26 protein-coding genes are annotated in these 26,163 nt (G+C 73.8%); 15 read left to right on the top strand and 11 right to left on the bottom strand.

Annotated features, from left to right (window positions below):
• Window positions 1–18: 18 nt before the first annotated feature.
• A complete protein-coding gene (locus ACZ6TV_RS27000) occupies window positions 19–939 on the bottom strand; it encodes a LysR family transcriptional regulator (protein ID WP_465300056.1) in 921 nt (306 codons plus the stop codon).
• A gap of 70 nt (window positions 940–1,009) precedes the next feature.
• Here ACZ6TV_RS27000 and ACZ6TV_RS26995 point away from each other — a divergent pair, with 70 nt between their 5' ends.
• A complete protein-coding gene (locus ACZ6TV_RS26995) occupies window positions 1,010–2,227 on the top strand; it encodes an MFS transporter (RefSeq protein WP_465300055.1) in 1,218 nt (405 codons plus the stop codon).
• On the opposite strand, the gene ACZ6TV_RS26990 is transcribed toward ACZ6TV_RS26995, so the two are convergent.
• The 6 genes from ACZ6TV_RS26990 to ACZ6TV_RS26965 all read right to left on the bottom strand — a co-directional run bounded on the left by ACZ6TV_RS26990 (window position 2,202) and on the right by ACZ6TV_RS26965 (window position 10,583).
• Entirely contained in the window at window positions 2,202–2,810 is a 609-nt protein-coding gene (locus ACZ6TV_RS26990; RefSeq protein WP_465300054.1) for a DUF305 domain-containing protein, read from the bottom strand. The genes ACZ6TV_RS26995 and ACZ6TV_RS26990 overlap by 26 nt on opposite strands.
• Window positions 2,811–3,459: 649 nt before the next feature.
• Window positions 3,460–4,428: a CU044_5270 family protein gene (locus tag ACZ6TV_RS26985; protein WP_465300053.1), complete on the bottom strand. Its 969-nt coding sequence runs from the start codon at window positions 4,426–4,428 to the stop codon at window positions 3,460–3,462.
• Window positions 4,428–5,033, bottom strand: a complete 606-nt coding sequence (locus ACZ6TV_RS26980) for an RNA polymerase sigma factor (RefSeq protein WP_465300052.1) — start codon at window positions 5,031–5,033, stop codon at window positions 4,428–4,430. The genes ACZ6TV_RS26985 and ACZ6TV_RS26980 overlap by 1 nt, the downstream gene beginning before the upstream one ends.
• A gap of 49 nt (window positions 5,034–5,082) precedes the next feature.
• Window positions 5,083–5,946 (bottom strand): aminoglycoside phosphotransferase family protein, encoded by an 864-nt coding sequence (locus tag ACZ6TV_RS26975; protein ID WP_465300130.1) that lies wholly within the window; start codon window positions 5,944–5,946, stop codon window positions 5,083–5,085.
• Between the two features lie 7 nt (window positions 5,947–5,953).
• Entirely contained in the window at window positions 5,954–6,997 is a 1,044-nt protein-coding gene (locus ACZ6TV_RS26970; protein ID WP_465300051.1) for a LacI family DNA-binding transcriptional regulator, read from the bottom strand.
• 115 nt (window positions 6,998–7,112) lie between these two features.
• On the bottom strand, window positions 7,113–10,583 hold the full coding sequence (locus tag ACZ6TV_RS26965; RefSeq protein ID WP_465300050.1) for a discoidin domain-containing protein: 3,471 nt from the start codon (window positions 10,581–10,583) through the stop codon (window positions 7,113–7,115).
• A gap of 259 nt (window positions 10,584–10,842) precedes the next feature.
• On the opposite strand from ACZ6TV_RS26965, the gene ACZ6TV_RS26960 reads away from it, so the two are divergent.
• On the top strand, window positions 10,843–12,240 hold the full coding sequence (locus tag ACZ6TV_RS26960) for a GH1 family beta-glucosidase (RefSeq protein WP_465300049.1): 1,398 nt from the start codon (window positions 10,843–10,845) through the stop codon (window positions 12,238–12,240).
• A gap of 65 nt (window positions 12,241–12,305) precedes the next feature.
• On the opposite strand, the gene ACZ6TV_RS26955 is transcribed toward ACZ6TV_RS26960, so the two are convergent.
• Window positions 12,306–12,752 (bottom strand): response regulator, encoded by a 447-nt coding sequence (locus ACZ6TV_RS26955; protein ID WP_465300048.1) that lies wholly within the window; start codon window positions 12,750–12,752, stop codon window positions 12,306–12,308.
• A 96-nt stretch (window positions 12,753–12,848) separates the two neighbouring features.
• Here ACZ6TV_RS26955 and ACZ6TV_RS26950 point away from each other — a divergent pair, with 96 nt between their 5' ends.
• The 5 genes from ACZ6TV_RS26950 to ACZ6TV_RS26930 all read left to right on the top strand — a co-directional run bounded on the left by ACZ6TV_RS26950 (window position 12,849) and on the right by ACZ6TV_RS26930 (window position 15,643).
• Window positions 12,849–13,184, top strand: coding sequence for an STAS domain-containing protein (locus tag ACZ6TV_RS26950; protein WP_465300047.1), 336 nt, complete (start codon window positions 12,849–12,851; stop codon window positions 13,182–13,184).
• A 74-nt stretch (window positions 13,185–13,258) separates the two neighbouring features.
• Window positions 13,259–14,071: a zf-HC2 domain-containing protein gene (locus tag ACZ6TV_RS26945; RefSeq protein WP_465300046.1), complete on the top strand. Its 813-nt coding sequence runs from the start codon at window positions 13,259–13,261 to the stop codon at window positions 14,069–14,071.
• Between the two features lie 113 nt (window positions 14,072–14,184).
• Window positions 14,185–14,430 carry a hypothetical protein gene (locus tag ACZ6TV_RS26940; RefSeq protein WP_465300045.1) on the top strand — a complete coding sequence of 82 codons (246 nt, stop codon included), beginning with the start codon at window positions 14,185–14,187 and terminating at the stop codon, window positions 14,428–14,430.
• Window positions 14,431–14,504: 74 nt separating this feature from the next.
• Window positions 14,505–15,068, top strand: coding sequence for a TetR/AcrR family transcriptional regulator (locus tag ACZ6TV_RS26935; RefSeq protein ID WP_465300044.1), 564 nt, complete (start codon window positions 14,505–14,507; stop codon window positions 15,066–15,068).
• Between the two features lie 8 nt (window positions 15,069–15,076).
• Entirely contained in the window at window positions 15,077–15,643 is a 567-nt protein-coding gene (locus ACZ6TV_RS26930; protein ID WP_465300043.1) for a DUF4865 family protein, read from the top strand.
• A gap of 10 nt (window positions 15,644–15,653) precedes the next feature.
• Here ACZ6TV_RS26930 and ACZ6TV_RS26925 read toward each other — a convergent pair whose 3' ends face one another.
• Window positions 15,654–16,109, bottom strand: a complete 456-nt coding sequence (locus tag ACZ6TV_RS26925) for a DUF309 domain-containing protein (protein WP_465300042.1) — start codon at window positions 16,107–16,109, stop codon at window positions 15,654–15,656.
• A gap of 47 nt (window positions 16,110–16,156) precedes the next feature.
• Here ACZ6TV_RS26925 and ACZ6TV_RS26920 point away from each other — a divergent pair, with 47 nt between their 5' ends.
• The 7 genes from ACZ6TV_RS26920 (at window position 16,157) to ACZ6TV_RS26890 (ending at window position 20,549) form a co-directional block, all read left to right on the top strand.
• Window positions 16,157–16,420: a hypothetical protein gene (locus ACZ6TV_RS26920; protein ID WP_344504361.1), complete on the top strand. Its 264-nt coding sequence runs from the start codon at window positions 16,157–16,159 to the stop codon at window positions 16,418–16,420.
• Window positions 16,421–17,221 (top strand): phosphotransferase enzyme family protein, encoded by an 801-nt coding sequence (locus tag ACZ6TV_RS26915; protein ID WP_465300041.1) that lies wholly within the window; start codon window positions 16,421–16,423, stop codon window positions 17,219–17,221. It abuts the gene before it with no gap.
• Window positions 17,222–17,308: 87 nt separating this feature from the next.
• Window positions 17,309–17,596 carry a hypothetical protein gene (locus ACZ6TV_RS26910; RefSeq protein WP_465300040.1) on the top strand — a complete coding sequence of 96 codons (288 nt, stop codon included), beginning with the start codon at window positions 17,309–17,311 and terminating at the stop codon, window positions 17,594–17,596.
• 1 nt (window position 17,597) lies between these two features.
• Window positions 17,598–18,527: an FAD:protein FMN transferase gene (locus ACZ6TV_RS26905; RefSeq protein WP_465300039.1), complete on the top strand. Its 930-nt coding sequence runs from the start codon at window positions 17,598–17,600 to the stop codon at window positions 18,525–18,527.
• A complete protein-coding gene (locus tag ACZ6TV_RS26900) occupies window positions 18,524–19,171 on the top strand; it encodes a ferric reductase-like transmembrane domain-containing protein (RefSeq protein WP_465300038.1) in 648 nt (215 codons plus the stop codon). The genes ACZ6TV_RS26905 and ACZ6TV_RS26900 overlap by 4 nt, the downstream gene beginning before the upstream one ends.
• The gene (locus tag ACZ6TV_RS26895) at window positions 19,168–20,352 is read left to right on the top strand and encodes an NADH-ubiquinone oxidoreductase-F iron-sulfur binding region domain-containing protein (RefSeq protein WP_465300037.1); all 1,185 of its coding nucleotides are present in this window, start codon (window positions 19,168–19,170) and stop codon (window positions 20,350–20,352) included. The genes ACZ6TV_RS26900 and ACZ6TV_RS26895 overlap by 4 nt, the downstream gene beginning before the upstream one ends.
• Window positions 20,349–20,549, top strand: coding sequence for a ferredoxin (locus ACZ6TV_RS26890; RefSeq protein ID WP_465300036.1), 201 nt, complete (start codon window positions 20,349–20,351; stop codon window positions 20,547–20,549). The genes ACZ6TV_RS26895 and ACZ6TV_RS26890 overlap by 4 nt, the downstream gene beginning before the upstream one ends.
• A gap of 4 nt (window positions 20,550–20,553) precedes the next feature.
• Here the strand turns inward: ACZ6TV_RS26890 and ACZ6TV_RS26885 are convergent, their stop codons facing one another.
• The gene (locus ACZ6TV_RS26885; RefSeq protein WP_465300035.1) at window positions 20,554–24,345 is read right to left on the bottom strand and encodes a SpoIIE family protein phosphatase; all 3,792 of its coding nucleotides are present in this window, start codon (window positions 24,343–24,345) and stop codon (window positions 20,554–20,556) included.
• A gap of 205 nt (window positions 24,346–24,550) precedes the next feature.
• Between ACZ6TV_RS26885 and ACZ6TV_RS26880 the strand changes: the two genes are divergently transcribed.
• Entirely contained in the window at window positions 24,551–25,237 is a 687-nt protein-coding gene (locus ACZ6TV_RS26880) for a GntR family transcriptional regulator (RefSeq protein ID WP_465300034.1), read from the top strand.
• Between the two features lie 43 nt (window positions 25,238–25,280).
• On the opposite strand, the gene ACZ6TV_RS26875 is transcribed toward ACZ6TV_RS26880, so the two are convergent.
• A complete protein-coding gene (locus ACZ6TV_RS26875; protein ID WP_465300033.1) occupies window positions 25,281–26,135 on the bottom strand; it encodes a DUF2127 domain-containing protein in 855 nt (284 codons plus the stop codon).
• Between the last annotated feature and the right edge of the window lie 28 nt (window positions 26,136–26,163).

The following is a 26,163-nucleotide window of genomic DNA, read 5'->3' as shown; positions in this document are numbered from 1 at the left end:
CGGGCCGAGCGGGCCGGGTCAGCCGGGCGGTCGCACCCGGTGCCTGTCGACGAGGTCGAGCAGGGCCCGGGCCGCCGCGCTCGGGCGGCGGGCGGATCCCGTCGCCACCCCGAACGTCCAGCGCAGCCGGGCCCCGGCCAGCGGCAGCACCCGCAGCCCGCCCGTGTCCCCAGCCGCATCCCCCGCCGTCTCCCCCACCGCGAACCGCGGGATCAGCGCGACACCGAGGCCGTTGCGCACGTACTGGGCGACGGTCGCGATGTCGGCGACCTCCAGCGCGACCCTGCGGTCCAGGCCGGCGGCGGCGAAGCCGCGGTCCACCTCGGTGCGGTTGCCGTAACCCGGCGGGGAGTCGACGAACGGCTCGTCGGCGAGGTCGGCGAGGGTCACCTCGGCGCGGTGCGCCAGCCGGTGCCCGGAGGGGAGCACCGCGACGATCGGGTCGGCCAGGAGGACCCGCACCGACAGGCCCGCCGGTGGCCGGCCGGCGAGGGACACGAAGGCCACGTCGAGCTCCCCGTCGAGCACGGAGCGGGCCAGCCCCGCGGACCCGGTCGGCGCCGCCCGCAGCCGCAGGTCGACGCCCGGGTGCTCGGCGCGGAACTGGCCGAGCAGCCCCGGCAGGTCGACGAAGCCGACCGAGATCAGGGTGCCGATGCGCAGGGTGCCGCGCAGCCCGCCGCGGACCTCGTCGACGGCGTCCCGGGCCGCCTGCGCCGCGTCGATCGTGGCCCTGGCCGCGGGCAGCAGCGCCGCGCCGGCGTCGGTGAGCGCCACGCGCTGCGAGCTGCGGTCGAACAGCGGCGTGCCCAGCTCCCGCTCCAGGGACCGGATCGCGGCGGACACCCCGGACTGCACGACGCGCAGCCGCACCGCAGCGCGGGAGAAGTTGCGCTCCTCGGCGACGGTCACGAAATACACGAGATGCCGCAGCTCCATCACGTTTGATGATAGCTACGAGCACGAACATTCGTTGTTGGTGCTGACTGCCGCGCGGCACAGTCGTCGCATGACCACCCTGCTGACCCGTCCTGCCGCCGTACCGGAGCGATCCGCGCGGCACGAGCGCGGGTTCTGGACGATCGCGGCGGCGTTCGCGGTGTCCCTGGCCTTCACCGTCGTGCCGACCCCGCTGTGGGCGGTCTACCAGCGTCACGACGGCTACTCGACGATCGCGGTGACGGTCGCGTTCGCGGCGTACGCCGCCGGGGTCATCGTCAGCCTGTTCCTCGCCGGGCACCTGTCGGACCGGTTGGGCCGGCGGCGGGTTCTGCTGCCCGCGATCCTGCTCGAGGCCGCGGCCGCGGCGCTGTTCCTGACCTCGACGTCGCTCGCCGTCGTCATCGTCGCCCGGGTCCTGTCCGGGCTCGGCGTCGGCATGCTCACCGCGACGGCGACCGCGCACCTGTCGGAGCTGCACGCCGCCGCCCGTCCCGGCGCCGGCCGCGAACGCGGCGACCTGGTGGCCACGGTGGCGAACCTCGGTGGGTTCGCGGCCGGCCCGCTCGTCGCGGGACTGCTCGCGCAGTACGGCCCGGCGCCGCTGCGCACCTCCTACGCGGTGTTCCTGGTGCTGCTGCTGGTCGCCGCGGCCGCCGTCGCGCGCGTCCCGGAGACGGTCACCGGTCCGCGGCGGCCGCGGCGGTACCGGCCGCAGCGCGTCACCGTCCCCGCGGCGGCCCGCCCCCTCTACTTCGCCGCCGGTGGCGGCGCGTTCGCGGCGCTGTCGGTCCTCGGCCTCTTCACGTCCCTCGCGCCGGTCTTCGTCGCCGGGACGTTGCACCACCCGTCGCGGGCGCTCGCCGGTGCCGTCGCGGCGATGGTGTTCGCCAGCGGTGCCGTCGCGCAGATCCTGCTGCGCCGCGAGCCGGTGCGCCGCCAGGTCGCCGGCGGCCTGGTGCTCGTGACCGCGGGCCTGCTCGCCGTCACCGCGGGCGTGTGGGCGGCGAGCCTGCCGGTGTTCCTGCTCGGCGGCGTGGTCGCCGGTGGCGGCGCGGGCGCGCTGCTCAAGGGCGCGCTGTCCACGGTGGTCGGCCTGGCGCCCGCGGAGACCCGGGGCGAGGCCCTCTCGGGGGTGTTCCTCGGCGGCTACCTCGGCCTGGCCGTCCCGGTGCTCGGCCTCGGCGTGGCCACCCAGTTCCTCCCGGGGAGGGTGGCGCTGCTCGGCTTCGCGGCGGTCATCGTCCTCGTCGTCGCCGCCGTCAGCCACCGCCTGCTGCGCCGCTAGCCGCCGGCCGCGGTGACAAAGCCGGCAGCCGGGCCAGTCCGGCGGTCCTGGACGCCTCGACCTGCCCGGCGAGGTCCTTGACCGCCGCGCTGGTCCCGTTGGTGATCTCCGAGCGGGCCAGGCTCGCCAGCTGGTCGAGGTGGGTCCGCAGGCACTCGGCGACCTGCCGCTCGAACTCCCCGCCGCCCGCCGCGCCGATCGCCGCGAGGGTGTCGGTGTCGACGAGGCCCGGCATCCGGTGCCCGGCGTGCGGGTTGCTCTCGTCCAGCCCGGCCCTGACCCTGAGCGCTTTCAGCTGCTGGATCTCGCCGGTGTACTGCGTGCGCAGGTCGGCCGCGAGCCGGATCAGCGCCTGGTCCGCCGTGCGCCCCGGCACCAGGTCGAGGACGGGCAGCAGCTGCTCGTCCATCGGGATCATGAGCTGCACCCACGCGATGTCGGTGCCGCCGAAGTCCGAAGCGGTCGCAGGTGCCGCCGGTGCCGGTGGCTGCGGTGCCGGCGCTTGCGCACACCCGGCGCCGAGCGCGAGGACGGCGGCGAGCAGGACGGTGGTGATCGCGGGCCTGGCGGGGCTCGGTCGCACGGTTGGCTCCCTTCGGCGGGACGGTCCCGCAGTTGCGGCGGCCAGGGCGCCCAGAGCCCGGAGCGGCCACCGCAACTGCGGAATCGATGCACGGGACGGCTGCTGTCGCGGTCGTCCCGCCGGCGGCGACCCCAACCCGGTCGCCGTCGGTGACGTGCTGGTGGAAGCACCCGGAAATGCCCGGCTGCCGCACCCGTCCCGGCACCGCTGGGCGCGGTCCGCGAAGCGGCCTCAGCGCCCGTCGGACGATCGTTTCGAGCAGCCCCCGCCTGGACGACCAACCCGAACTGCCTGTCCTACGGCGTCGGTCAGGTGACCCAGCCAACCCCCGTCGACCCGTTCGGATCGTGTGACCGGCCACCTCGGCGCCACTCCCCGCCGGCACCCGACCCGGCTGGAGAGCGCTCTCCGTAAAGGAAGTTTCCCGCTGGTACCGGCGGGTGTCAACACCTGCGCACGCAGTCCTGACCGAATCCTGATCTTTACCGGAACAGCCGGGACGCCTTGACGCGGAAGATCCGGACCGGCAGACTCGGGGCATCTCGGAGAGCGCTCTCCGAAACCGGGGACTGCCGGCGCGCGTCACTGACTGCAGGTCGCGGCGCGCGCCGGTTCACCGAGGCCGACCGATGAGTTCGCCGGGGGCCGGCTATTGCGCCGGTCGCCGCCCGAGCTCCGGCACCACGGCGCGCCGCAGCACCGCCATCGTGCCCAGCACAGTCCCGGCCGGGCCGTCCTCGGTCGCCGTCACGAGGTAGCTGCGCTCGCCCAGGTATTCGAAGGTCCGCTCGTCGAAGATCCACTCGTCGCGGCGGCGCTGGTCCGTGTGGGCGACGGCGATGCCACGGCGGCCGACCGCGTCGGTGACCCCGCGGACCACCTCGACGCCGGGGATCTTCGCGGCGGCGCGGTAGAGCGCGGCACTCGTCTGCGGGGGCATCAGCGACTCCCGCAGGATGTCGCCGATCGCGGTGAACACCGCGCCGTCGGCGCTGTTGCCCGGGCCCCGCCGGTCCCGCTCCCGGTAGAGCTTCGCCAGCAGCTGGTCCGGGTCGGCGGGCAGGTCGACGATCACGGCGTTCGGGGTCATGTCCGGCAGCGTCCTGCCCGACGTGACCGGGCCGATGACCGGCCAGATACGGAAGGGCTGCCGCACCAGGCCCTCGCCCCGCTCGTAGCGCGGGATCCAGATCTCCCGGGTGTACAGCGGCTGCAGCCGGGCCGGGCCGTTGCCCACCTCGACGTACGCGGCGCGGCTCTTGACGTAGACGTATCCGCCCTCCCCGGCGGCGGGCTCGGGGCCGGCCTCGGCGGCGATGGCCACCTGGTTCAGCAGCAGCGCGACGCCGCCGCGGTCGCCCTGCGCCACCGCCACGACCGACGGTGCGCCGCGCGGCGCCCACACGTGGGCGACCGCCCCGGCCGTGACCGCGACGGCCAGCACCGCCGCCAGCGCCAGGAGCCGCCGGGAGCGCCATGCCGGCCGCCGGGTCCCCCGCGCCTGGATCTCAGGTGCCCGGATCTCATGCGCCTGGATCTCGCGCATCAGGTGCTGCCGCAGGGCCTGGTGGCGGGCCGGTCGCAGGGCCGGCACGGGCGGGGCGGTGGGCTCACTCATCACGACTCTCCCTGCTCGACGGCGCTCATCCGGGGTCGTCCGGTGGAGACCGGCCGGGGCGCGGCCAGCTCCTGCTGGGCGCGGGCCCGCAGCCGGGTCCGGGCCCGCGACAGCCGCGAGCGCACGGTGCCGACGGGCACGCCCAGCGCCTCGGCGGCCGAGACGTAGTCCAGCTGCGACCAGACGCACAGCAGGAACACCTCGCGGTCCGAGCGGCGCAGCGACCGCAGGGCGGCCACGGCCGCGGCGACCCGGTCGACGTCGTGCATCCTGGCGACCACCTCGTCGGCGAAGTCCGGGACGGTGTCGCGCACCGGCAGCCGCCGCAGCGCCTCCCGGTGCCGGCGCGCCGCGCGGCGGCGGTTGCGCAGCACGTTGGTGGCGATGCCGAGCAGCCACGGCAGGACGCTGCCGCCGTCGGGGCGCAACGACCGGCGGATCCGCCAGGCCTCCAGGAAGGTCAGCGACACCACGTCCTCGGCGTGCGCCGGGTCGCCCTCGCTCCACACCGCGTGCCGGTGGACCGCGGCGGCGTGCTCGTCGAAGAGCGCACCGAACGCGTCGGCGTCTCCGTCCCGGATCCGGGCCCGCAAATCGGCTGTCACGTCTGTACCTGTCCGCGGCGGCCACCGGGTTCCCGGAATCGGCGGACCGTCACGCCGGCAGCAGGACCTGCTCGAGGGTGTGCGCGCCGATCGCGGCCATGTGCGGGCTGCCGGCCGAGCTCGCGGCGATCGCCGAGCCGATGCTCAGCGCCCAGCCCCGCGCCCGCCGCCACGTCGCCGGCGACACCTGCGGCAGCGTCGCGCGGAACACGGCGCGGCCCGGCGGATCGAACACCATCCAGGCGGCGGACAGGTCGGTGGCGGGGTCGCCCGAGGTCAGGTCGCCGAAGTCGATGAGGCCCGCCAGCCGCCCGTCGTCGCCGACGACCAGGTTCGCCGGGTGCGGGTCGGCGTGCAGCCACACGGCGGGGCCCGGCCACGGCGGCGCGGCCAGGGCGTCCTCCCAGACGTCCAGCAGCCCGGCCGGATGGTCGCCGGTCGTCAGGCGCTCCCGCACGGCCGGGTCCCGGTCCGCGAGGGGCACGCCACGGAACGCGTTGGGCGGGGCGCCGGCCGGCGCCGGGACGTGCAGGGCGGCGAAGCAGCGGGCCAGGTCCGCGGCGAACGTCTGCCGGGCGGCGGCGGGCACGGCGGTGGCCGGCACGCCGGGCAGCCACGGGTTGATGCTCCACGGCCAGGGGTAGTCCCCGGCCGGGGCGCCCACCGCGACCGGGACCGGCACGGGCACCGGCAGCAGCCGCGCCAGCTCGGGCAGCCAGCGCTGCTCGTTGACCAGCAGCGGCACCGCGACCGCGCGCCGGGGCAGCCGCACCGACCAGTCCTCACCGAGCCGGTAGACGGCGTTGTCCCAGCCGTTGGCGACCAGCCGCAGCCGCCCCTCGAATGACGGGTGCTGCGCCCGTACCAACGCGGCCACCAACGACGAGGAGACCGCGACCTCGGCGGCGGGCATCGTCACGTCATGCAGACTGCCGCACGACGAGCTTCGGGTCGAAGATGACCGACTCGACACGCAGCGAGGGGTCGTCGATGCGGGCCAGGACCAGCCGGGCGCTCTCCGCCGCCATGTCCTCCAGGGGGTGCCTGACGGTGGTGAGCTGCGGCCGCGCGTCCAGCGCGGCGCTGCTGTCGTCGAAGCCGACGACCGCCACGTCCTCCGGCACCCGCAGCTCCCGGCCGCGCAGCGCCATCACGGCGGCCTGGGCCATGACGTCGTTGGCGATGAACACGCCGTCGAGCTCCGGCTGCCGCTCGAGGAGCTCCAGCAGCGCGGTCTCCCCCGACTCGTAGGTGAAGCCGCCCTCGACGGTGGGGAACCAGGCGTGCCCGTGCCGGGCGAGGGCCTGCCGGAAGCCGGTCAGCCGGTCCTGGCTGGCGGGCACGTGCGCGGGCCCGGTGATCATGCCGAGGCGGGTGCAGCCGCGGCCGATGAGGTGCTCGGCGGCGAGGACACCGCCGGCGTCGTTGGCGAGGTCCACGTAGCTGATCGGCACCGGCTGGGCGGGGCGGCCGACCAGCGCCGCGGCGATCCCCGCCTCGTAGAGCTGCTGCGGCAGCGTGTCGTCGGGGTGCAGCGACAGCACGACCGCCCCGTCCGCCTGGCCCTGGCCGAGGTCGCCGACGAGCCGGCCGCGGGCCTCGTCGGTGCCGACGATCTGCAGCGCGAGCTGGATGCCCTTGGGGCGCAGGACCGACATGACGCCGCCGACGATGCGGCCGAAGAACGGGTCGGCGAAGAAGCGCCGCATGAAGGGGTCGTCGTCGTGGCTGACCGCGTCGGAGACGACGAGGGCCACGGTGCCGCTGCGGCGGGTGACGAGCGAGCGGGCGGCCCGGTTGGGCACGTAGCCCGTGGCGTCGACGGCCTGCCACACGATCGAGTGCAGCTTCGGGTCGACGTTGCGAACACCGTTGATGACGCGCGACACCGTGGCCCGGGAGACGCCGGCGGCTTCCGCGACGTCTTCAAGGGTGGGTTTGCGGGCCGAACGTGGATCGCTCATGGCGGGTTTTATAGCACGGAGCATGGAGAGCGCTCTCCACTACATAGCATGAAATTCGCTGAAAAATACAGACGAAAGGGCGGGCGGCTCGCGCCGCCCGCCCTAGTCGGGTGACTTACCGGTAGACCCCGAACTCCCACAGCGAGTAGCCGTAGGCGGTCGCCTTCGCGGTGCCGTTCATCCGCACGTAGCGGGCGTTGCCGTTGACGTTGATCTCGTCGAAGCCGCCGTTGCCGGTCGTCGTCGAGTAGATCGTCGTCCAGGTGTTGTTGTCGTCGGACGTCTGGATCTGGTAGCCGGTCGCGTACGCCGCCTCCCAGGCCAGGAAGACCTTGTTGAAGGTCTGCTTGCTACCGAGGTCGACCGTGCACCACGCGGTGGCGACCCACTCCGACGCCCAGCGGGTGCCGTAGTTGTTGTCGACCGCGTAGGACGGCAGCTGCGGGCCGTTGGTGCCGGTCGGCTGGTAGGTCGACGCGGTCACGGTCTTGCCCTGGGCGATGTTGGTGCCGGCGATGACCGGCGGCACCACCTTGAACGACTTCGTCTCGATGCCGACGTTGCCCTGGCCGTCGAAGGCGTAGACGTAGACCTTCCACACGCCGAGGGTCTCCGGGGCGGTCACCGTGAAGGTGGAGCCGTTCTGGGTGAACTTGACGTTGCGGAAGCCGGTGTTCCCGGTGATGTGCTTGTCGCTGATCATCACGTTGTACCGGATGGTGTCGTTGTTCGGGTCGGTCGCGGCGACGTTCACGGTGAACGTGCCACCGGCCGGCACGGCGGTCTGGTTGGAGACCGTCATGCTGGTGATCTCCGGTGCCGTGTTGGCGAGCGGGGTGCCGGTGTAGGCCTGCTTCAGCGCGCCGTACCCGAGCCGGCGCCAGCCGCCGCCGTAGGTGTTGAGCCAGACGCCACCGAAGTCGTTCTCCAGGCCGTAGTGGAACTCGGTCGCGCCGAGCGCCACGCCGGGGTGCCCCTTGATCGCGTTCCAGCTGGCCGTGTAGCCCGCCCGCTTCTGCAGGTCGGTCGGCTCGCTCGGCACGCCGTTGACGTCGTTGGGGACCTCCCACTCACCGGACGGGCCGGCCTCGGTCACCACGTACGGCTTGGTGTATCCGCCGGCGATCCAGTCCGGCTTGATGTTGTTGATCGCGCCGTAGGAGTTGACCGCGAGCAGGTCCAGCGCCGGGGCGTTGTTCTTGTAGTACGGCCACGCGCCGGTGTACGCGTCGGTCGAGGTGACCGGGTGGTTCGGGTCGGCGGCGTGGATCGCGACCGCCAGCTCGTTGACGTACTTGGCGTACGCCACCCGGCGGGCCTCGACCGTCGCGGCGTCCAGGCCGTGGTCCTGCATGGTCAGGATGACCTCGTTGCCGACGTCCCACATCAGCACGCCCGGGTGGTTCTTGAGCGCGTTGACCCGGTTCACGATCTCGGTCTTGGTGTTGTTCTTGTACGCGGTGTCGTTGACGTAGTCGGCGCCCTGGTTGAGCCAGTGCCCGACGATCACCTTGATGCCCTGCTGCGCGGCCCGGTTGAGCAGCGTCGGGGTGTTCGCGTCGTCCACGCCCCAGGTGCGGATCGTGTTGACGCCCATGTTCTTCAGGTCGCGCATGTACCCGTCGGCGGCGGCCTGCGGCGGGCCGTAGGTGAGGCCCTTGACCTCCCACGGCTGCCCGTTGACCTGCAGCTGCCAGTTGCCCTGCGAGCCGGTGACCTTGACGACGCTGGCGCCGGTCGGGGTCGCCGGGTCGGTCATCGCGGCCGGCGTGGTGCCGGTCTGCTTGGCCACCGTGACCGAGTCGACGGACAGGATGCCGCCGGACGTGGTCTGCGGGGTCGGGACGGTGTAGCCGGCGATGGCGTTGGGCCACGCGCCGCCCATGGCGAGGTCGAGGCGCAGGTAGAAGCCGTGCTGGACGGCAGCGTTCCACGCGGTGACGCCGACCTGGCTCTTGCGCACGACCCACGACTGCTTGCCGTCGAGGTAGAAGCGGATCTCCTCGTCGGTCTTCGTGCGGTCGATGACCTGGGTGTACTCGTGGTAGCCGGTCTGGCAGCCGGTGCAGCTGGCCAGGCCCGAGGTGCGGCCGTTGTACTCGCCGCACGGCCCGTCGGGGGCGGTGCCGCAGTGCAGGGTCTGCGACAGCTGGCTGCGGCCGTTGGCGTCGGTCATGATGTCGGTCTCGCCGACACCCGGCCAGTTGTTGTAGTTGCCGCGGTAGGCGGCGCCGGTGGCCCGGAAGCCCGGCCAGTAGCCGTCGCCGTTGGCGACGTCCGGCTGCTTGAGCACGGCGGTGAACTTGACCAGCTCACCCGCGGCGGCCTGGAAGTCGGTCCGCTGGGTCTCGATGCGGCCCGACGTCCACGCGCCGTTGCCGTCCCGGATCGCCTTGATGTTGAGCTTGCCGGCGCCGTCGAGGTAGACGTTGGCGGTCGACGCGCTGGCCGTCTCGACCGAGCCGGTGCCCCAGTTCGCGGCGCCGCCCGGGTACTGGGTGCCGGTGCGCAGCAGCCAGTTGGCCGCGTTCGGCGAGGTGTTGGCCGCGCCGTCGAAGGTGTCGGTCCAGACCGTGGTCCAGTTGGGGTCCGGCGGCGTCGACGTGCTCGGCGACGGGCTGGAGCTGGTCGGCGGGTTGGACGTGGTGCCGCCGCCACCGAGGGCGACCTTGAACTCCCACAGCGAGTAGCCGTAGCCGCCGGGGCGGGCGGTGCCGTACATCCGCACGTACCGGCCGGCGCCGGTCACCGGGATGGTCTGGGTGCCGCCGGTGCCGGTGCTGGTGGAGTAGACGTCCGTCCAGCTGGTGGCGTTGTCGGAGACCTGGATCTGGAAGGCCTTGCCGTAGGCGCCCTCCCACTGCAGCACGACCTGGCAGATGTTCTGCTTGCTGCCGAGGTCGACCTGCAGCCACTGCGGGTCGCTGAAGGTGCTGGACCAGCGGGTCCCGGCGTCACCGTCGACCGCGGCGGAGGCGGGGGTGCCGGCGCCCTCGGAGCTCGACGCGGTGGCGGGCTTGCCCTGCGCGGCGTTCGTCCCGGTGTTGCAGGTGCCCGGGTTCGTGGTGCCGTCGAGCGAGCCGTACACCTTGAACTCGAACAGCGAGTAGCCGTAGCCGGTGCCCCGCTCGGTGCCGCTCATGCGCACGTAGCGGCCGGACCCGGAGACGTTGAGCGTCTGCGTGCCGCCGGCGCCCGTCGTGGTGGTGTAGATGTCGGTCCAGGTCGAGTCGTTGCTCGAGGTCTGGATCTTGAAGGACTTGCCGTAGGCGCCTTCCCACTGCAGCACGACCTGGCTGATGGTGGCGGGGCCGCCGAGGTCGATGCGGATCCACTGCGGGTCGCTCCACTGGCTGCTCCAGCGGGTGCCGGCGTTGCCGTCGTTGACGAAGCTGGCGGCGACGTCGGGGGCCTGGTCGGACGACGAGGTGACGGGCTTGCCCTGAGAGATCAGGCTGTCCGCGGCGCGCGCGAACGGCGCGACCGCGACGGCGATCGAGGCGACGACGGCGGCGACCAGAAGGATGCGCCATCGGGAACTGAGCAGTCTCCGCCAGGCGGGGGCGGAAGCGTGTGCCGGATGCACGTGAGCTCCTTGCTGATGGGGTGAGGAGGCGCGGCGGGCGGTTTTGGAGAGCGCTCTCCGATAGGTCGCAGTGTTGCCCCGTGGTTTCCCGCGTGTCAAGAGTGGTGGACTTCTTTGGCGGCATTTTGTCCGTTTTCTATAGATGCGCGCTTCCTGGCGCCTTGACACCCGTGCACGCGACGTCGCAGTCTGGTCACACGGCTTGGAGAGCGCTCTCCAAGCTTCCTGTCTGTTGACGTACGGGGAAGTGGTGGTGGGTGTGAGCACGACAGCGGTGCAGACCGCGAAAGGCGTCCTGACGTTTCCCTCGAACTTCTGGTGGGGCGCGGCGACCGCGGCCTATCAGATCGAGGGTTCCGTGGACGCCGACGGCCGCACCCCGTCGATCTGGGACACCTTCGCCGCGCAGCCGGGCCGCATCGACAACGGCGACACCGGCGCCCGCACGACCGGGCACTACGAGCGGTACCGGGGCGACGTCGCGCTCATGAAGGACCTGGGGCTGTCCGCCTACCGGTTCTCGATCGCGTGGCCGCGGGTCCGGCCGGCCGGCGGGTCCGGGGTCAACGAGGCCGGGCTGGGCTTCTACGACCGCCTGGTCGACGAGCTCCTCGCCGCCGGGGTACGGCCGACCGCGACGCTCTACCACTGGGACCTGCCGCAGGAGCTGGAGGACGCCGGCGGCTGGACCAACCGCGACACGGCGCTGCGGTTCGGTGACTACGCGGCGGCGGTCGCGGCCCGCCTCGGGGACCGGGTCGCGCTGTGGAACACGCTCAACGAGCCGTGGTGCTCGGCGTTCCTCGGGTACGGCACCGGTGGGCACGCCCCCGGCCGGCGCGGCCACCTGAACGCCCTGGTCGCCACCCATCACCTGTTGCTGGCGCACGGCCTGGGCGTCTCGGCGCTGCGGGCGGCGGGCGTCTCGGGGCAGGTGTCGGTCGCGCTGAACGCCGGCGCCGTGCGCCCCTTCACGGACTCCCCCGGCGACGTGGACGCCGCGCGGCGGATCGACGGGCTGTTGAACCGCATCTTCTTCGAGCCGATCCTGTGCGGCACGTACCCCGCGGACACCGTGCACGACATCGCCGATATCACCGACATGTCGTACGTGCGGCCCGGCGACCTGCCGGTGATCTCGCAGCCCGTCGACGCGGTGTGCGTGAACTACTACCAGCCGGACCTGGTGAGCGCCACGACCGAGCGCGACGAGGGCACGCCGTATCCGACCGCGCAGCACGTCCGCTTCCACCCGACACCGGGGCCGGTCACGCACATGGGCTGGTCCGTCGACCCGACCGGGCTGCGCGACCTGCTGCTGCGCATCCGCCGCGACTACGGCGACCGGCCGATCTACGTGACGGAGAACGGCGCCGCCTACGACGACCGCCGCTCCCCCGACGGCGCGGTCCACGACCCGGAGCGGATCGAATACCTGCGGGGCCACCTGGCCGCCGTGCACGAGGCGATCACCGCCGGCGTCGACCTGCGCGGGTATTTCGCCTGGTCACTGCTGGACAACTTCGAGTGGGCCTTCGGCTTCAGCCGCCGCTTCGGCCTCATCCACGTCGACTACGACACGCTGGGGCGCACCGTGAAGTCCTCGGGCCGCTGGCTCGCCGAAGCGATCACCCGCAACGCCATCGACGCGCCCTGACCCGACCCCGACCCGACCCTGCCGACGGCCCGGTGGACCCGCCTTGGGTCTTCCGGGCCGCTTCGTCATGCGTTGGCGTTGCGGCGGACGCTGATGTAGAACGTCTCGATCCGCCGCACGACGTGCACGAGGCTGGCGAAGTCGACGGGCTTCAGGATGTAGGTGTCGACCCGCAGCTCGTGGCTGCGCAGGAAGTCCTCCTCCGCACGGGAGCTGGTGAGCACCACCACGGGGATGTCGTTGAGCGCCGGGTCGGCGTGGATCTCGGCGAGGACCGTGCGGCCGTCGATCCCGGGCAGGTTGAGGTCCAGCAGCACGATGTCAGGGCGGGTCGCGTCCGCGTAGACACCCTCCCGGCGCAGGAACCGCAGCGCGTCGGCGCCGTCGGCGCACACCGTCAGCCGGTTGGACACCTTGTGGTCGGCGAAGGCCTCACGCGTGATGAGCACGTCACCGGGGTCGTCCTCGACGAGCAGGATCTCGATCGGCACGCCGGAAGGCGAGTCGTCCACGGTGCGTCCTCCCATTGGCATGTCCCGGCCCAACGATAACGCCTGCCGCAAGACCGGCTACCGTCATACCGCTACCCACGAAGTGGAGATTGTCTGATGGCGTTCGCGATCTCGACGTTCAACGGGCACAGCGTGGTCCGGGCTGACGGCGAACTCGACGTCAGCACCGCACCGGCGCTGCGCCAGGCGATCACCACCGCCCTCGCCGAGGGCGACGGCACGGTGATCGTCGACCTCACGACGGTCACGTTCATGGACTCCACCACCCTCGGTGTCCTCATCGGCGTCCACAACCAGGTCCGCCAGGGCACCGGCGGCCTCGGTCTCGTCTGCCCCGAGGACAAGATCCGCCGCGTCTTCCGGATCACCGGCCTGGACAAGGTCTTCACGTTGCACGACACCGTCTCCGACGCGTCCGACGCTCTCGGGTGACCCAGGTGTAGCACCGGGTAACGCGTGACCAGGGGGAATCCCCGCGCGGCCGCCCGGTCTGGCACCATCGGTGCGTGGAGCGTTCATCTGACGCCGGCTGCCCGGCCTTCCGTGAGGCGCTGTCGGCCCGCCTCGACGGCGAGGACGAGCCGATCGACGCCGCGCTCACGGACGCGCACCTTCGCCGCTGCCCCGCCTGCCGCACGTGGCACGCCGACGCCGTGACCGCCACCCGGCTCTTCCGCGTCCAGCAGGTCCCCGCGCAGCCGGCCGGCGCCGACGACCTCCTCGCCGCCCTCGACGCCCACGGCGTCCAACCGGCGGCGGAAGCACCGCCGCCGCCCGCGGCCGAGCCCCGCCCTGAGCGGCGGGTCGTCGGCCGGCGGCACCTGGTGGCGGCGCTGCGGGTGCTGCTCGGGATGTTCGGGGCGGCGCAGTTCATGCTCGGCATCGCCCAGGTCACCAATGCGGCCACCGCCACCGACCTGCACGGCGACGGCGCCGGGCACCTGTGGCACGAGTCGGCCGCCTGGAATGTCGCCATCGGGGCCGGGTTCGGCTGGATCGCCAGCCGGCGCGGCCGGCCGGCCGGCGCGTTGCCGATGCTGACCGCGTTCGTGGCGCTGCTCGCCCTGCTCAGCGTCAACGACCTCCTGGCCGGCCGGGTCGAGACCGAGCGGCTGCTGAGCCACGGGTTCGTCCTGGCGGGGTATGCGATCGTCGTCGCCCTCACCCGGCCCGCCCTCGACCCCGGGCGCCCACCGTCGCGCCTGTCCGGGCCCGGGTCCTCGCACTCCGGGGGCACGACCCCGGCGGAGCCCCGGCCGCGGCTGCGCCTCGTCCCCGGTCAGGCGACGGCCCGCAGCACCAACCGCGAAGCCGCCTGACCCCTCTCCTGACAGCCATCTGACGCGTGTCGAGCCTCACGCGCCATCCAGCTGTGATGATCTTTCTGAATCGATACAGTGGAGCCGTCACCGATTCGAGAAGGAGCAGCCAGATGTCCACCCAGACCACTGCCGGCCGGGTCCGCAACGCCGTCACCAGCCGCTTCGAGGCGCGCCGCGCCCGGCGGACGCTCGCCCGGGAGATCGCGGCCTACCGCACGCCGGCCGAGCGCCTCGAGCTCGACCTGATCCTCGGCCGGCACACCGCCGAGGAGACCAGCGAGATCGACGAGATCCTGCGGGCGCAGGCCGCCGCCGAGCGGTCGACCTTCCAGGCCCCCTGGGTCGACCGGACCTGACCCATCACCGGCGGGAGCGGCGCACTGCCGCTCCCGTTCCTCGCGCCGTGACTGTACCTACTAGTATGTACAGCATGGACACGGCCGAACGACTCGTCGAAAGCACCCGCGAGCTGCTGTGGGAGCGTGGGTACACCGGCACCAGCCCCCGCGCCATCCAGGAACGCGCCGGCGCCGGACAGGGCAGCATGTATCACCACTTCCGCGGCAAACCCGACCTCGCCGCCGCCGCGATCCGCCGCACCGCGGACGACCTGCGCTCCCGCGCCCGCGCCGAGCTCGACGGCCCCGGCTCCGCCGTCGCCCGCGTCGAGTCCTACCTGCGCCGCGACCGCGACGTGCTGCGCGGCTGCCCGGTCGGCCGCCTCACCCAGGACCCCGACGTCCTCGCCGACCCCACCCTGCACGCGCCCGTGGCGGAGACGTTCGCGTGGCTGTGCCAGGCACTGTCCGACGTGTTCGCCGCCGGCAAGGCCTCGGGCGAGCTCCCCGCCGGCCTCGACCCGGACGACACCGCCGCGGCCGTCGTCGCCACCCTCCAGGGCGGCTATGTCCTGGCCCGGGCCGCCGGCTCCAGAGCACCGTTCGACAGCGCCGTCCGCGGCGCGCTGGGCCTGCTCCGGACGGCGGCCGCCTGATGCTCGCGATGCAGTATGAGCTCACCCTGCCCGCCGACTACGACATGGAGATCATCCGCCACCGCGTCCGCACCAGGGGCCACGCCCTGGACGACCGCGCCGGCCTGGCCCTGAAGGCCTACCTGATCCGCACGCACGGCGTCGACGGCTCCCCCGTGAACCAGTACGCCCCGTTCTACCTGTGGAACTCCCCGGCCGCGATGACGCATTTCCTGGTCGGCGGCGGCGGCTTCCAGAACATCGTCCGCGACTTCGGCCGCCCGCCGGTCCTGCAGTGGACCCCGGTCGCCACCCTCCACGGCCCCGCGTCCGGCGCGGTCCCACGTGCCGCGTCCCGCCGGCTCCTGCCGCTGCACCTCACCACACCCGTCGACACCACACCTCTCGACGCCGCCGTCGCGGACCTGCGGGCCCTCGCCACCCACCCGGACGTGCACACGACCACCCTGGCCATGGACCCGCGGACCTGGCACCTGCTGCACTTCACGCTGTGGCGCACCGGGGTCCCACCGGCCGAGCCGGCGGACGAGCGCTACGAGGTGCTGCACCTGTCCACCCCCGAGCCGCCCGCCTGACCGGTGCCCCTCAGTCCGCCGGCGGCGGGCACAGCCGGGGCGGTGGCGCATCCGGCCGGGTCGCGGCGGAGCGGGCCCACCGCGCGAGGCCAGGTGCGTCGATGCCGTGCGGCGCGGGGTGGTAGGCGGCGAGGCGGCCGGCGGCCCGGGTCAGCAGGCGTTCGGCGCCGGTGGGGTTGCCGCGGCGCAGGTGGGTCAGGCCGACGGCGAGCTGGGCCAGGCCGCGCCACAGCTCGCGCTCGGGCGGTGGCGCGCTCTTCCAGGCGGCTTCCAGGACCTCGTGGGCGTGAAACGGGCGGCCGGCGTCGAGCAGCTCCTGCGCCAGGGTCAGCGCCGTCGCGGGAGTGACCTCCAGGTCGTCCGGCATCGTCGGCACGCCCTGGGCCCCGCGCGGCAGCGGGCGGCCCAGGCCGTCGCGGGGGCGGGCGTTGCGGGCCCGGCCGGCGGTGTCTCGATCACGTTCCACATCTACCAACGTAGTGGTCCTGGTGCACGTCCGGCATGATGGACCGCGTGACGCAATGGGAATATGCGCGGCTCGAGTATCGGGCGGCGGGGACACTGGGCACGGACAAGTTCGAGGACTGGGACGCGGTGTTCCACCACCCGGGCGGGGTGCAGCGGTGGGGGACGGACGAGCGGTACAACGATCTGCGGCACCTGAACCGGGCCGGCGCCGAGGGGTGGCAGGCCTATGACCGGGCCGCGCTGGTCGTCGGGCAGCCGCACCGGCTGCACGCCGTGACCTATTCGCTGCGCCGGCCGATCCAGCGCTGAGTGCTCGAGCCCTGGGGGCTGACCGACCCTGAGGTCGTGCCCCACCACGGTGGGATGAACTCGGCGACGTGGCTCGTGACCGCCGGCGGGCGGCGGTATGTGGCGAAGGCGGCCACCGGCGACTGGTTCCCCGGCGGGATCGCGGTCGCCGACGCCCTCGCCCGGAAGGGGTTCGCCAGCGGCGCGCCGGTCAGGACCCGGGACGGCCGGCTGACCGTCGAGCTCGGCCCGCACGAGCGGCTGGCGCTGCTGGCCTTCGTGGACGGTACACCCGCCGAGGACCAGCACACGATCGGCGCGACGCTGGCCGAGGCGCACCGGCTCCTGCGCGGCGTGACGGTCACCGGCGAGGTCGGGACGGACTGGATCGACCCCGGCGCGGCACATCTCGGGCTGCGGCCATGGCTGCGAGACGCGGTCGCCGGCGCGGTCCGCGATCTCGGCGCGGCGACGGGCCTCACCCACGGGCTGCTGCACGCCGACCCCGCACCCGAGGCGTTCCTGGGCGGGGGCCTCATCGACTGGGGCGTCGCGATGCGCGGTCCGCTGATGTACGACGTCGCCTCCGCCGTCATGTACCTGGGCGGGCCGGACCACGCGGAAGCGTTCCTCGCCGCCTATTTCGCGGGCGGAACGCTGCCCGGCGAGCAGGAGGCGCTGCCGGTGCTGCTGCGGTTCCGCTTCGCGGTGCAGGCCGACTACTTCGCGAGACGGATCGCGGCCGGCGACCTGACCGGGATCGGGTCCGCGGCCGAGAACGAACAGGGCCTCGAGGACGCCCGCCGGGGCCTGCGGGCCTGACCCACAGCCGGCTCCCAGCCGCCTGCCAAGCGGAACGCAGGTGGTGCTCCAAGACTCGTGGCAGCAGACGAGTGGAGGGAGCGCACCATGGATCGGGCACAGGGCCTCCGACGCGCGACAGGTCTCACCGGCCTGCTCGCCGCGATCGGGGTCGCGGGCTCACTGGCGATCGCGGGTGTGGCGTACGCCGGCCGCGTCGGGACCCAGAGCGGCACGGACGGCACGACCAGCACGGACACCGGCACCGGCGGCAGCAGCAGCGCCAGCACCGGGGACAGCGCCGACAACGGCTCGGCGTGGCCGCGGCTCAGCGACGACAGCGGATCCGGCGGCGGCGACCGCGGCGGCAGCCAGGCCACGACGGGCGGGTCCTGAGATGGGCACCGTCGAGCATCTCCCGGTCGGCGACGGGGCCGCGCAGTGGGAGGCGTGGGGCACCACGGTGCGGCTCGTCGCCACCGACCCGGCGGCGCTGCCGGAGGCCGAGCGGATCGTGCGGGCCGAGCTCGACGCCGTCGACCGGGCCTGCAGCCGCTTCCGTGCCGACGCCGAGCTGCAGGAGGTGCACCGCAGGGCGGGCCGGCCGGTCGAGGTGAGCGCGCTGCTCGCCGAGCTCGTCGCCGTGGCGCTGCGGGCGGCCCGCGACACCGGCGGCGACGTCGACCCGACCGTCGGCGCCGCGATCTGCCGGCTCGGCTACGACCGCGACTTCGCGGCGATCGGGCGACGGCACCACACCGGCGCCGGGAAGCAGCTCATCGTGTACCCCACCGCCGACTGGCGCGCCGTGAGGCTGCGGGACCGGCGGCTCACCGTGCCGCCCGGCACGACCCTCGACCTCGGCGCGACCGCGAAGGCGTGGACCGCCGACCGCTGCGCCCGGCTCGTCGCCGCCGCCACCGGCACCGGCGTGCTGGTGTCGCTCGGCGGTGACATCGCGACCGCGGGCACCGCACCCGCCGGCGGCTGGCGGGTCCTCGTGCAGGACCGGCCGGGCGAGCCCGCGGCGAGGATCCGGATCCCCGGCGGCGCGGCCCTCGCCACGTCCAGCACGATCGGCCGCCAGTGGGACGGCCCCGGCGGCCCGCTGCACCACATCCTCGACCCGCGCACCGGCCTGCCCGCGCCGCGGGTGTGGCGGACCGTGACGGTGGCCGCGCGCAGCTGCGTGCACGCCAACACGCTCAGCACCGCGGCGGTCGTGCGGGGACGGCAGGGGCGCGGATGGCTGGCCGGGCAGGGCGCGCCGGCCAGACTCGTCTCGCAGCGCCGCGAGGTGTACCCGACCCCGGCGTGGCCGTCATGACCGACGCGCTCTGGTACCTGGCCCGCGGCACCGGCGTGACGTCGCTGGTGCTGCTCACGGTCGTCGTCGCGTTCGGCGTCGCCAACCGGAAGAGACGCCCGGCGTTCGGGCTGCCCCGCTTCGGGGTGGCGCAGGTGCACCGCGACGCCTCGCTGCTCGCCGTCGCGTTCGTGCTGGTGCACGTGATCAGCCTGTTCTTCGACGTGTACGCCCAGCTGGAGCTCTTCGACCTCGTCGTGCCGTTCGGGGCCACGTACCGTCCGATGTGGACGGGTCTGGGCACCCTCGCCGTGGACCTGCTGATCGCGCTGGTGGTGACGAGCCTGCCGCGGCGGCGCCTGGGCCTGCGCGCCTGGCGGGCCACCCACTGGCTGGCGTACGCCTGCTGGCCGGTCGCCTTCCTGCACGCCCTCGGCACCGGCACGGACGCCGGGACCTGGTGGCTGCGCACGATCGCCGGCGGATGTCTCGTCGCGGTGGCCGCCGCCGTCACCTGGCGACTGTCCACATCGCACCGTTCGACCGTCCTCAGTGGAGTCCCCACGACCGGATCCACGTCCGGCGGACCGACCGTCCTCAGTGGAGGTTCTGCGACCGGGACCCCGTCCGGCGGACCGACCATCGTCAGTGGAGGTTCTCGATGACGACCGCAATCGTGGCCGGGCGGCTGCTCGGCGCGGGGCACCCGGACCTGCCGGCGCCCGGCCCCACGCCGGTGCTGGCGGCCGACCGGCTGATCGGCGCCGTCCGCGACGCGGGGCTGACCGGCCACGGCGGCGCCGGCTTCCCCACCCATCTGAAACTGGCCGCGGTGCGCGGCGCGGGCGGGCGGCGCCCTCCGGTCGTCGTCGGCAACGGCGCCGAGGGCGAGCCGGCCAGCGCCAAGGACAGGGTCCTGCTGGAGCGCTCGCCGCACCTCGTCCTGGACGGTCTGCAGCTCGCCGCGGCCGCGGTCGGGGCGCCGAAGGCCCACCTGTACGTGCGGCGGGCGGTGGCCGGGACCCTCACGCGGCTGGTCCAGCAGCGGCGCACGGGCGTGCCGGTGATCGTCCACGAGGCGCCGGAGGCGTTCCTGTCCGGTGAGGAGTCGGCGGTCGTGGCGGCGCTGAACGGTGGCCGGGCGGTCCCCCGCGACAAGCTCCGCCGGGTCACCGAGTCCGGGGTCGGCGGCGCGCCCACGCTCGTGCAGAACGTGGAGACCCTCGCGCATCTCGCGCTGATCGCCCGGCACGGCCCGCAATGGTTCCGGCAGGTGGGGACGGCGCGGGAGCCCGGGACGTTCCTCGCGACGGTCTCCGGCCCGGTCGCCTCGCCTGGGGTGTACGAGGTGCCGTACGGCATCCCCCTCGGTGACCTGCTGGCCGCGGCGGGCGGGCCGGTGGCGCCGCTGCGGGCGGTCCTCGTCGGCGGCTACCACGGCGCATGGGTGCCCGCGGCGGCCGACCTGCCGGTGAGCCGGGACGGTCTGGCCCCCTACGGCGCCTCGCCCGGCGCGGGCGTCGTCGTCCCGCTCGCCGCGGGCGGGTGCGGGCTGGTGCGGACCGCGGAGATCGTGGGCTGGCTGGCCCGGTCGGGCGCGCGGCAGTGCGGCCCGTGCCGCAACGGCCTGCCGCGGCTGGCGGCGACCATGACGGCCCTGGCCCGGATGCAGGGCGACCCGACGCTGCCCGCCGGGGTGGCCCGGCTGTCGGCGCTCGTGCACGGCCGCGGCGCCTGCGGCCACCCCGACGGCACGGTCCGGCTCATCGGGTCCGCCATGACGACGTTCGCCGCCGACGTGACCGCTCACCTGCACGGCACCTGCCTGGAAGGGAGCGCCCGATGAGCGCGCTGCACATCGACTGGACCGCGTGCGACGGGCGGGGGCACTGCACCGAGCTGCTGCCGGAGCTCCTGCGGCAGGACGAGTGGGGTTACCCGCGCAGCACCGGCGGCAAGGAACCCACGGTGCCGGCGGACCTGCTCCCGCACGCCAGACGCGCCGTGGAGCACTGCCCGCGCCTCGCCCTGCACCTGCGGTGAGGGGTCAGATCAGGCGCATGCACCAGACGGCCTTGCCGTCCACGGTCGGGCGGGTGCCCCAGCGGTCGCACAGCGACGAGACCAGCTGCAGGCCGCGGCCGTGCTCGTCGTCAGGGGTCGGGCGCTGTTTGCGCGGCAGGTAGGTCGCGGTGTCGTGCAGCTCCAGCACCACGTGGGTGCCGCCGTTGCGCAGCCGGAGCTGGATCGGCGGGCGCCCGTGCAGGACGGCGTTCGCGGCGAGCTCGCTCACGACGAGGACGAGGTCGTCGACGACCCGGGCCGGGACGTCCCAGCGGCGCAGCGTGGTCGCGACGAACTGGCGCGCGGTCCGCACGGCCCGCTCCTCGGCCGGGATGTCCTGGATGACGGACTGCTCCTCGCCGGGCTCGGCGACGACCCGGGCGAGCAGCACGGTGATGTCGTCGTCGGGGCCGTCCGGCAGCAGCGCCTCGACGAGCCGGTCGGGGACGTCGGCGAGGGGGCCGGTCGGCGCGGTCAGCGTCCCGACGTGCGCGGCCAGGGCGTCGATGCCCGTGTCGAGGTCGCGGTCGCGGTGTTCGACGAGGCCGTCGGTGTACAGCGTGAGCAGCGCCCCGACGGGCAGCTCGACGCGCTCCTCCGCGAGCGTCGACGGGCCGGTGCCCAGCGGCGGCCCGGAGACGGTGAGGTGCCGCACGGTGCCGCCGGGCAGCAGGAGCAGCGGCGGGAGGTGGCCGGCGTTGGCGTAGGTGAGGCTGCGCTCGCCCGGGTCGTACACGGCGTAGACGACGGTGACGATCTGGTCCTCGCGCAGGTCCCGCACGACACCGTCGAGGAACTCCAGGACGTCGGCGGGCGGCAGGTCGAGCCGGGCGTAGGCGCGGACCGCGGCGCGCAGCTGCCCCATGACGGCGGCGGCGGGCACCCCGCGGCCCATCACGTCGCCCATGACGAGGGCGGTGCGGTCCGCGCCGAGCTCGATGACGTCGTACCAGTCGCCGCCGACCTGGGTGCCGGCGACACCGGGCCGGTAGTAGGTGGCGACGTCGAGGTGCTCGGGGGCGAAGGTGAGCGGCGGCATCAGGCTGCGCTGCAGCTCGTCGGCGATGCGGTGCTCGCGGGCGGCGGCCTCCTGCAGGCCGCTGGCGGCGGCGAGGGCCTGCTCGGCGCGGCGCTGCTCGGTGACGTCCTGGTTGGAGCCGCGCAGCCGGACGGGGGCGCCCGTGGCGTCGCGTTCCAGCTCGCCGATGGTGCGGAAGACCCGCAGCGACCCGTCGGGCTGGTAGACGCGGCACTCGTAGTCCAGCGGCTCGCCGGCGATCGCGGCCGCCATCGCCGCGTCGACGAGCTCGCGGTCGTCGGGGTGCAGCCGGGCGTCGGTCGCCTCCCGGGCGGCCGGGTCGAGCAGCTCGGTGGCGGTCATGCCCATCTGGCGCAGGAACTCCTCGGAGCCGTGCACGTCGCCGGTGGCGAGGTCGAGCTCCCAGCTGCCGACGGACGCGAGGCGCTGCGCCTGGTCCAGCAGCTCGCGGCTGCGCTGCAGCTCGTCGCGGGTGCGCCGGACCCGGTCGAACTCCAGGTTGGCCCGGACCCTGGCCCGCAGCTCCCGCGGCGAGAACGGCTTGATGAGGTAGTCGTCGGCGCCGGCGTCGAGCCCTTCGACGGTCGCCTCGTCGCCGGCCCGGGCCGACAGCATGACGACCGGCAGGTGCGCGGCGGTGCTGTCGGCGCGCAGCGCGGCCACGAGGCCGAAGCCGTCCAGCTCCGGCATCATGACGTCGGTGAGGACCAGGTCGGGCTGGGTGTCGTGCAGCAGTCGCAGCGCGGCCATGCCGTCGGGGGCCTCGACGACCTGGTAGTCGGCCTCGAGGATGGTGCGGATGTAGTCGCGCATGTCGGTGTTGTCGTCGACGACCAGGACCGTCGGCGCGGAGGACGGCACCGCCGAGGCCGGGGACGCGGTGGACACGGCGGCCGCCTCGGGCACCGTCCAGCGCTCGACCTCGGCGAGGAAGCCGGGCACGATCCGGTCGGCCGCGACGCTCCGCTCCGCCGGCCCGGCGGCGTCGCCCGCCGGCCGGGCGGGCAGCGCGGCGAAGGGCAGCGCGACGGTGAACGTGCTGCCGACGCCCGGCGCGCTGCGGACGCCGGCCGTGCCGCCGTGCAGCGCGGCGAGCTCGGCGACCAGCGCGAGCCCGATGCCGGAGCCCTCGTGGGTGCGGGAGCGGGTGCCCATGATGCGGTGGAACCGGTCGAAGAGGTTGGCCTGGTCGGCGGGGTCGATGCCGACGCCGGTGTCGGTGACGGTGAGCTCGGCGGAGGCGCCGTCCGCGGACGCGGCGACCTTGACGGTGATCGAGCCGTCGAACGTGAACTTCAGGGCGTTGGACAGCAGGTTCAGCGTGATCTTCGCCCACATCTCGCGGTCGGCGAGGACCGGCCGGGGCAGCGGCGGGCAGTCCACGACCAGGCGCAGCCCGGCACGCTCGGCCGCGGAGTCGAACATGCCGGCCAGCTCGGCGGTGGCGGTGGCCAGGTCGATCGGCTCGAAGTGCGGCTCGAGCTTCCCCGACTCCAGCCGCGAGAAGTCCAGCAGCGTGTTGACGAGCTTCAGCAGCCGCTCGGCGTTGCGGTGCACGACCTCCATACGCTCGCGCTGCCCGGGCGGCAGCGGCGCCGCCTGGTCGGTTAAGGCGTCCTCGGCGGGGCCGAGCAGCAACGTGAGCGGCGTGCGGAACTCGTGGCTGACGTTGGTGAAGAACGCCGTCTTGGCCCGGTCGAGCTCGGCGAGGGACTCCGCGCGGCGGCGTTCGGCGGCGTAGGCGCGGGCGGTGCCGATCCTCGCCGCCAGCTGCCCGGCGAGGAGGTCGACGAAGCCGCTGTACGCCGAGTCGAACGGCCGGTAGCGGTTGAGACCGACGACCAGGAAGCCGTAGGGCCGGCCGCCGCCGGGCTTGGGCAGCGGCACGAGCCGGACCTCGGTCGGCGGCTCGTCCCACGCGCCGGCGGGCAGGTCGGTGTACCCGCCGAGGGTCAGCGGCACGCCCCTGGCGAGCTCCCCGATCGGCCAGAACGGCTCGGCGTGCGGGTCGAGGACGGCGGGCGCCATGGTGTCGGCGAGGGGCCCGGCCGGCACGCCGGTGCTGCACGCGAGGTGCGCGGTCTCGGCGTCCTCGTCGAAGAGGTACATGAGCGTGAACGGCAGGTCGTCGGCGCGGACGCTGAGGTGGCGGGCCGCGGTGGCGCACACGGCTTCCTCGGTGACGGCGTCGTTGTCCGCGGCGGTCGGCCCCGAAGCGTCCGCGCTGAGGTCGCGCAGGGTCGCCATGCGGCGGTCGCCGACGATCCGGTCGGTGTCCTCGCTGACCACGCAGAGCATGCCGGCGATGACGCCGTCGTCGTCGGTGAGCGGGCTGTAGGAGAACGTGTGGTAGGTCTCCTCGGTGAAGCCGCTGCGGCCGAGGAACAGGCGCAGCGCCTCGTCCCAGGTGGCGGTGCCGGTCGCCATGACCGCGGCGATCCGCGGGCCGATCTCAGGCCAGATCTCGGCCCACACGTCGCGGGCCGGCTTGCCCAGCGCCCACGGGTACTTCTTGCCGAGGGTGTCGCGGCGATAGGCGTCGTTGCAGAAGAACGTCAGGTCAGGGCCCCACGCCAGCCACATCGAGAAGCGCGAGCCGAGCAGGATCCGCACGACCGAGCGGAGGCTCTGCGGCCACTGCGCGGGGTCACCCAGCGGCGTGGCCGCCCAGTCGACCGCGCCCAGGTCGCGACTGACTTCGGACTCGTCGCTCATCGACCAGGCCGCTTCACCCACCCGAACAGCGTACAAAGATAAACGCGTGCGCGCCGCCGCCGCGAGACCGAACCAGCGCGCCACCGGCGGTGCGGCCGCCCCCGTCTCGCATCAGCCGCCCCGCCGATGGCGCACCAGCTGCGGGAATGTGAGGATGACGCTGCCCTCCACCCGATCGTATATGATTGTGTGGGCGCCCGGCCCCTGTCAAGACTGGAACTCGCACGTGCAGTTTGAGCACAGCAGCACCGGGCCGTCCGCGCCCTCGAAGCACGAGCTCGCCTATCGCCGCATCCGGCAGCGGATCATCGACGGGCGTTATCAGCCTGGGCACCGCCTCGTGCTCAGCACGCTCGCGCGGGAGCTCGACGTCAGCCCGGTGCCCGTGCGGGAGGCGATCCGCCGGCTGGAGGCGGAGGGCCTCGTCAGTTTCGAGCGCAACGTCGGAGCCAGGGTCGCCACGCTCGGCACCGACGACTGGGTGCAGCTGGTGGAGATGCTGGCGCTGCTGGACGGCTACGCGTTCGCCGCCGCGGCGCCGCAGATGACCGCGGAGCGGATCGCGACCGCCAGGGACCTCAACGCGCAGCTGCGCGTGGAGCAGACCGCCGAGCGGATGATGGTGCTGCACCGCGGGTTCCACCGCACGCTCTACGGCTGCTGCGGCAACCGGCACGTGATCGAGGCCCTCGAATGGATCTGGGACCGCATCGACGCGTCGCGGGTCCTGGCGTCGCTGTATCCGCGGCTGCGGGTGCAGGCCGCGGTCGACGAGCACGACGGGCTGCTGGACCGGCTCGAGCGGGGCGAGGACGACGCCGGCACGCTGGAGGCGTGCGCCCGCGAGCACAACCTGAACACCATCAGGGCGATCCGGTCCGCCAATGCGCGGCCGGAAGACAGAGGACAATAAGAAGACCGGCATCCACGGGGGAAGATGCCGGTCTCGCGTTCAACTATACGACGCCCGCACGATTCCCGCCAGTGGGCAGTTCGGCCGAATGCCCGGCGCCATGTGCGGCGGGCGGCTTCGGGTTGCGCAGCCCGTGCGGCAGGGTCGGCTCGCTGGCGGCGATCTCCACCTCGATGAGGCTGGTCTCGTGCCGCTCGGCGGCGTAGGCGGCGTGCCCGCCGCGCAGGCCGAAGAGCCGCTTGGACAGCAGGATGTAGAGCACGGCGACGATGTTGACCACCAGCGCGCCGATGCGCAGCCAGGTGACCTTCTCCGTCAGCTCGTAGATCTCCACCGGCAGGCCCAGCGAGGTCGCGACGACGGCGAAGTACTCGCCCCACCGCTTCAGCATCCACAGGCCGACACCCTCGACGACCTGCAGGACGCCGTAGAACATCAGGGCGAGCGCGACCCACAGCAGCGTCCTGGACTCCGCCTCGATGACCGTCCGGATGGTGTGGATCATCGCGGAGTCCTCGAACTTCCAGCCGACCCGGTCCGCGAACGGGCGCAGCAGCGGCAGGTCCTCGTTGAACGCCCGCTCGACACCGTCGCGGTGCGTGCGGAAGCGGTACACGCCATAGCCGGCCAGCAGCACGGCGATGCCCTTGGCGAAGCGCTCGACCGACAGCAGCCGCAGCACGAGGGCGTGGCGCAGCGCGCGGCCGCGCAGCACGATGGGGGCGGCCGCCGCGGGGCCGGCCGACAGCGGCTCGCCGATGACGAAGTCGCCGCAGCGCAGGCAGCGCCACGCCGCACCGACCGGGGTCGCGGCGTGCAGCCGCTCACGGAAGGGCGCCTCGTCGGGCGCGTACGTGACGTGCCCACGCCGCGCGCAGGTGCGAAGATTCCAGTCCACGAGCTATTGGTACCGCACCCGCGCACGT

Source organism: Dactylosporangium sp. NPDC051087 (assembly GCF_055586325.1).
The sequence above is the reverse complement of the archived record's forward strand: the minus strand, read 5'-3'. Positions and strand labels throughout refer to the sequence as shown.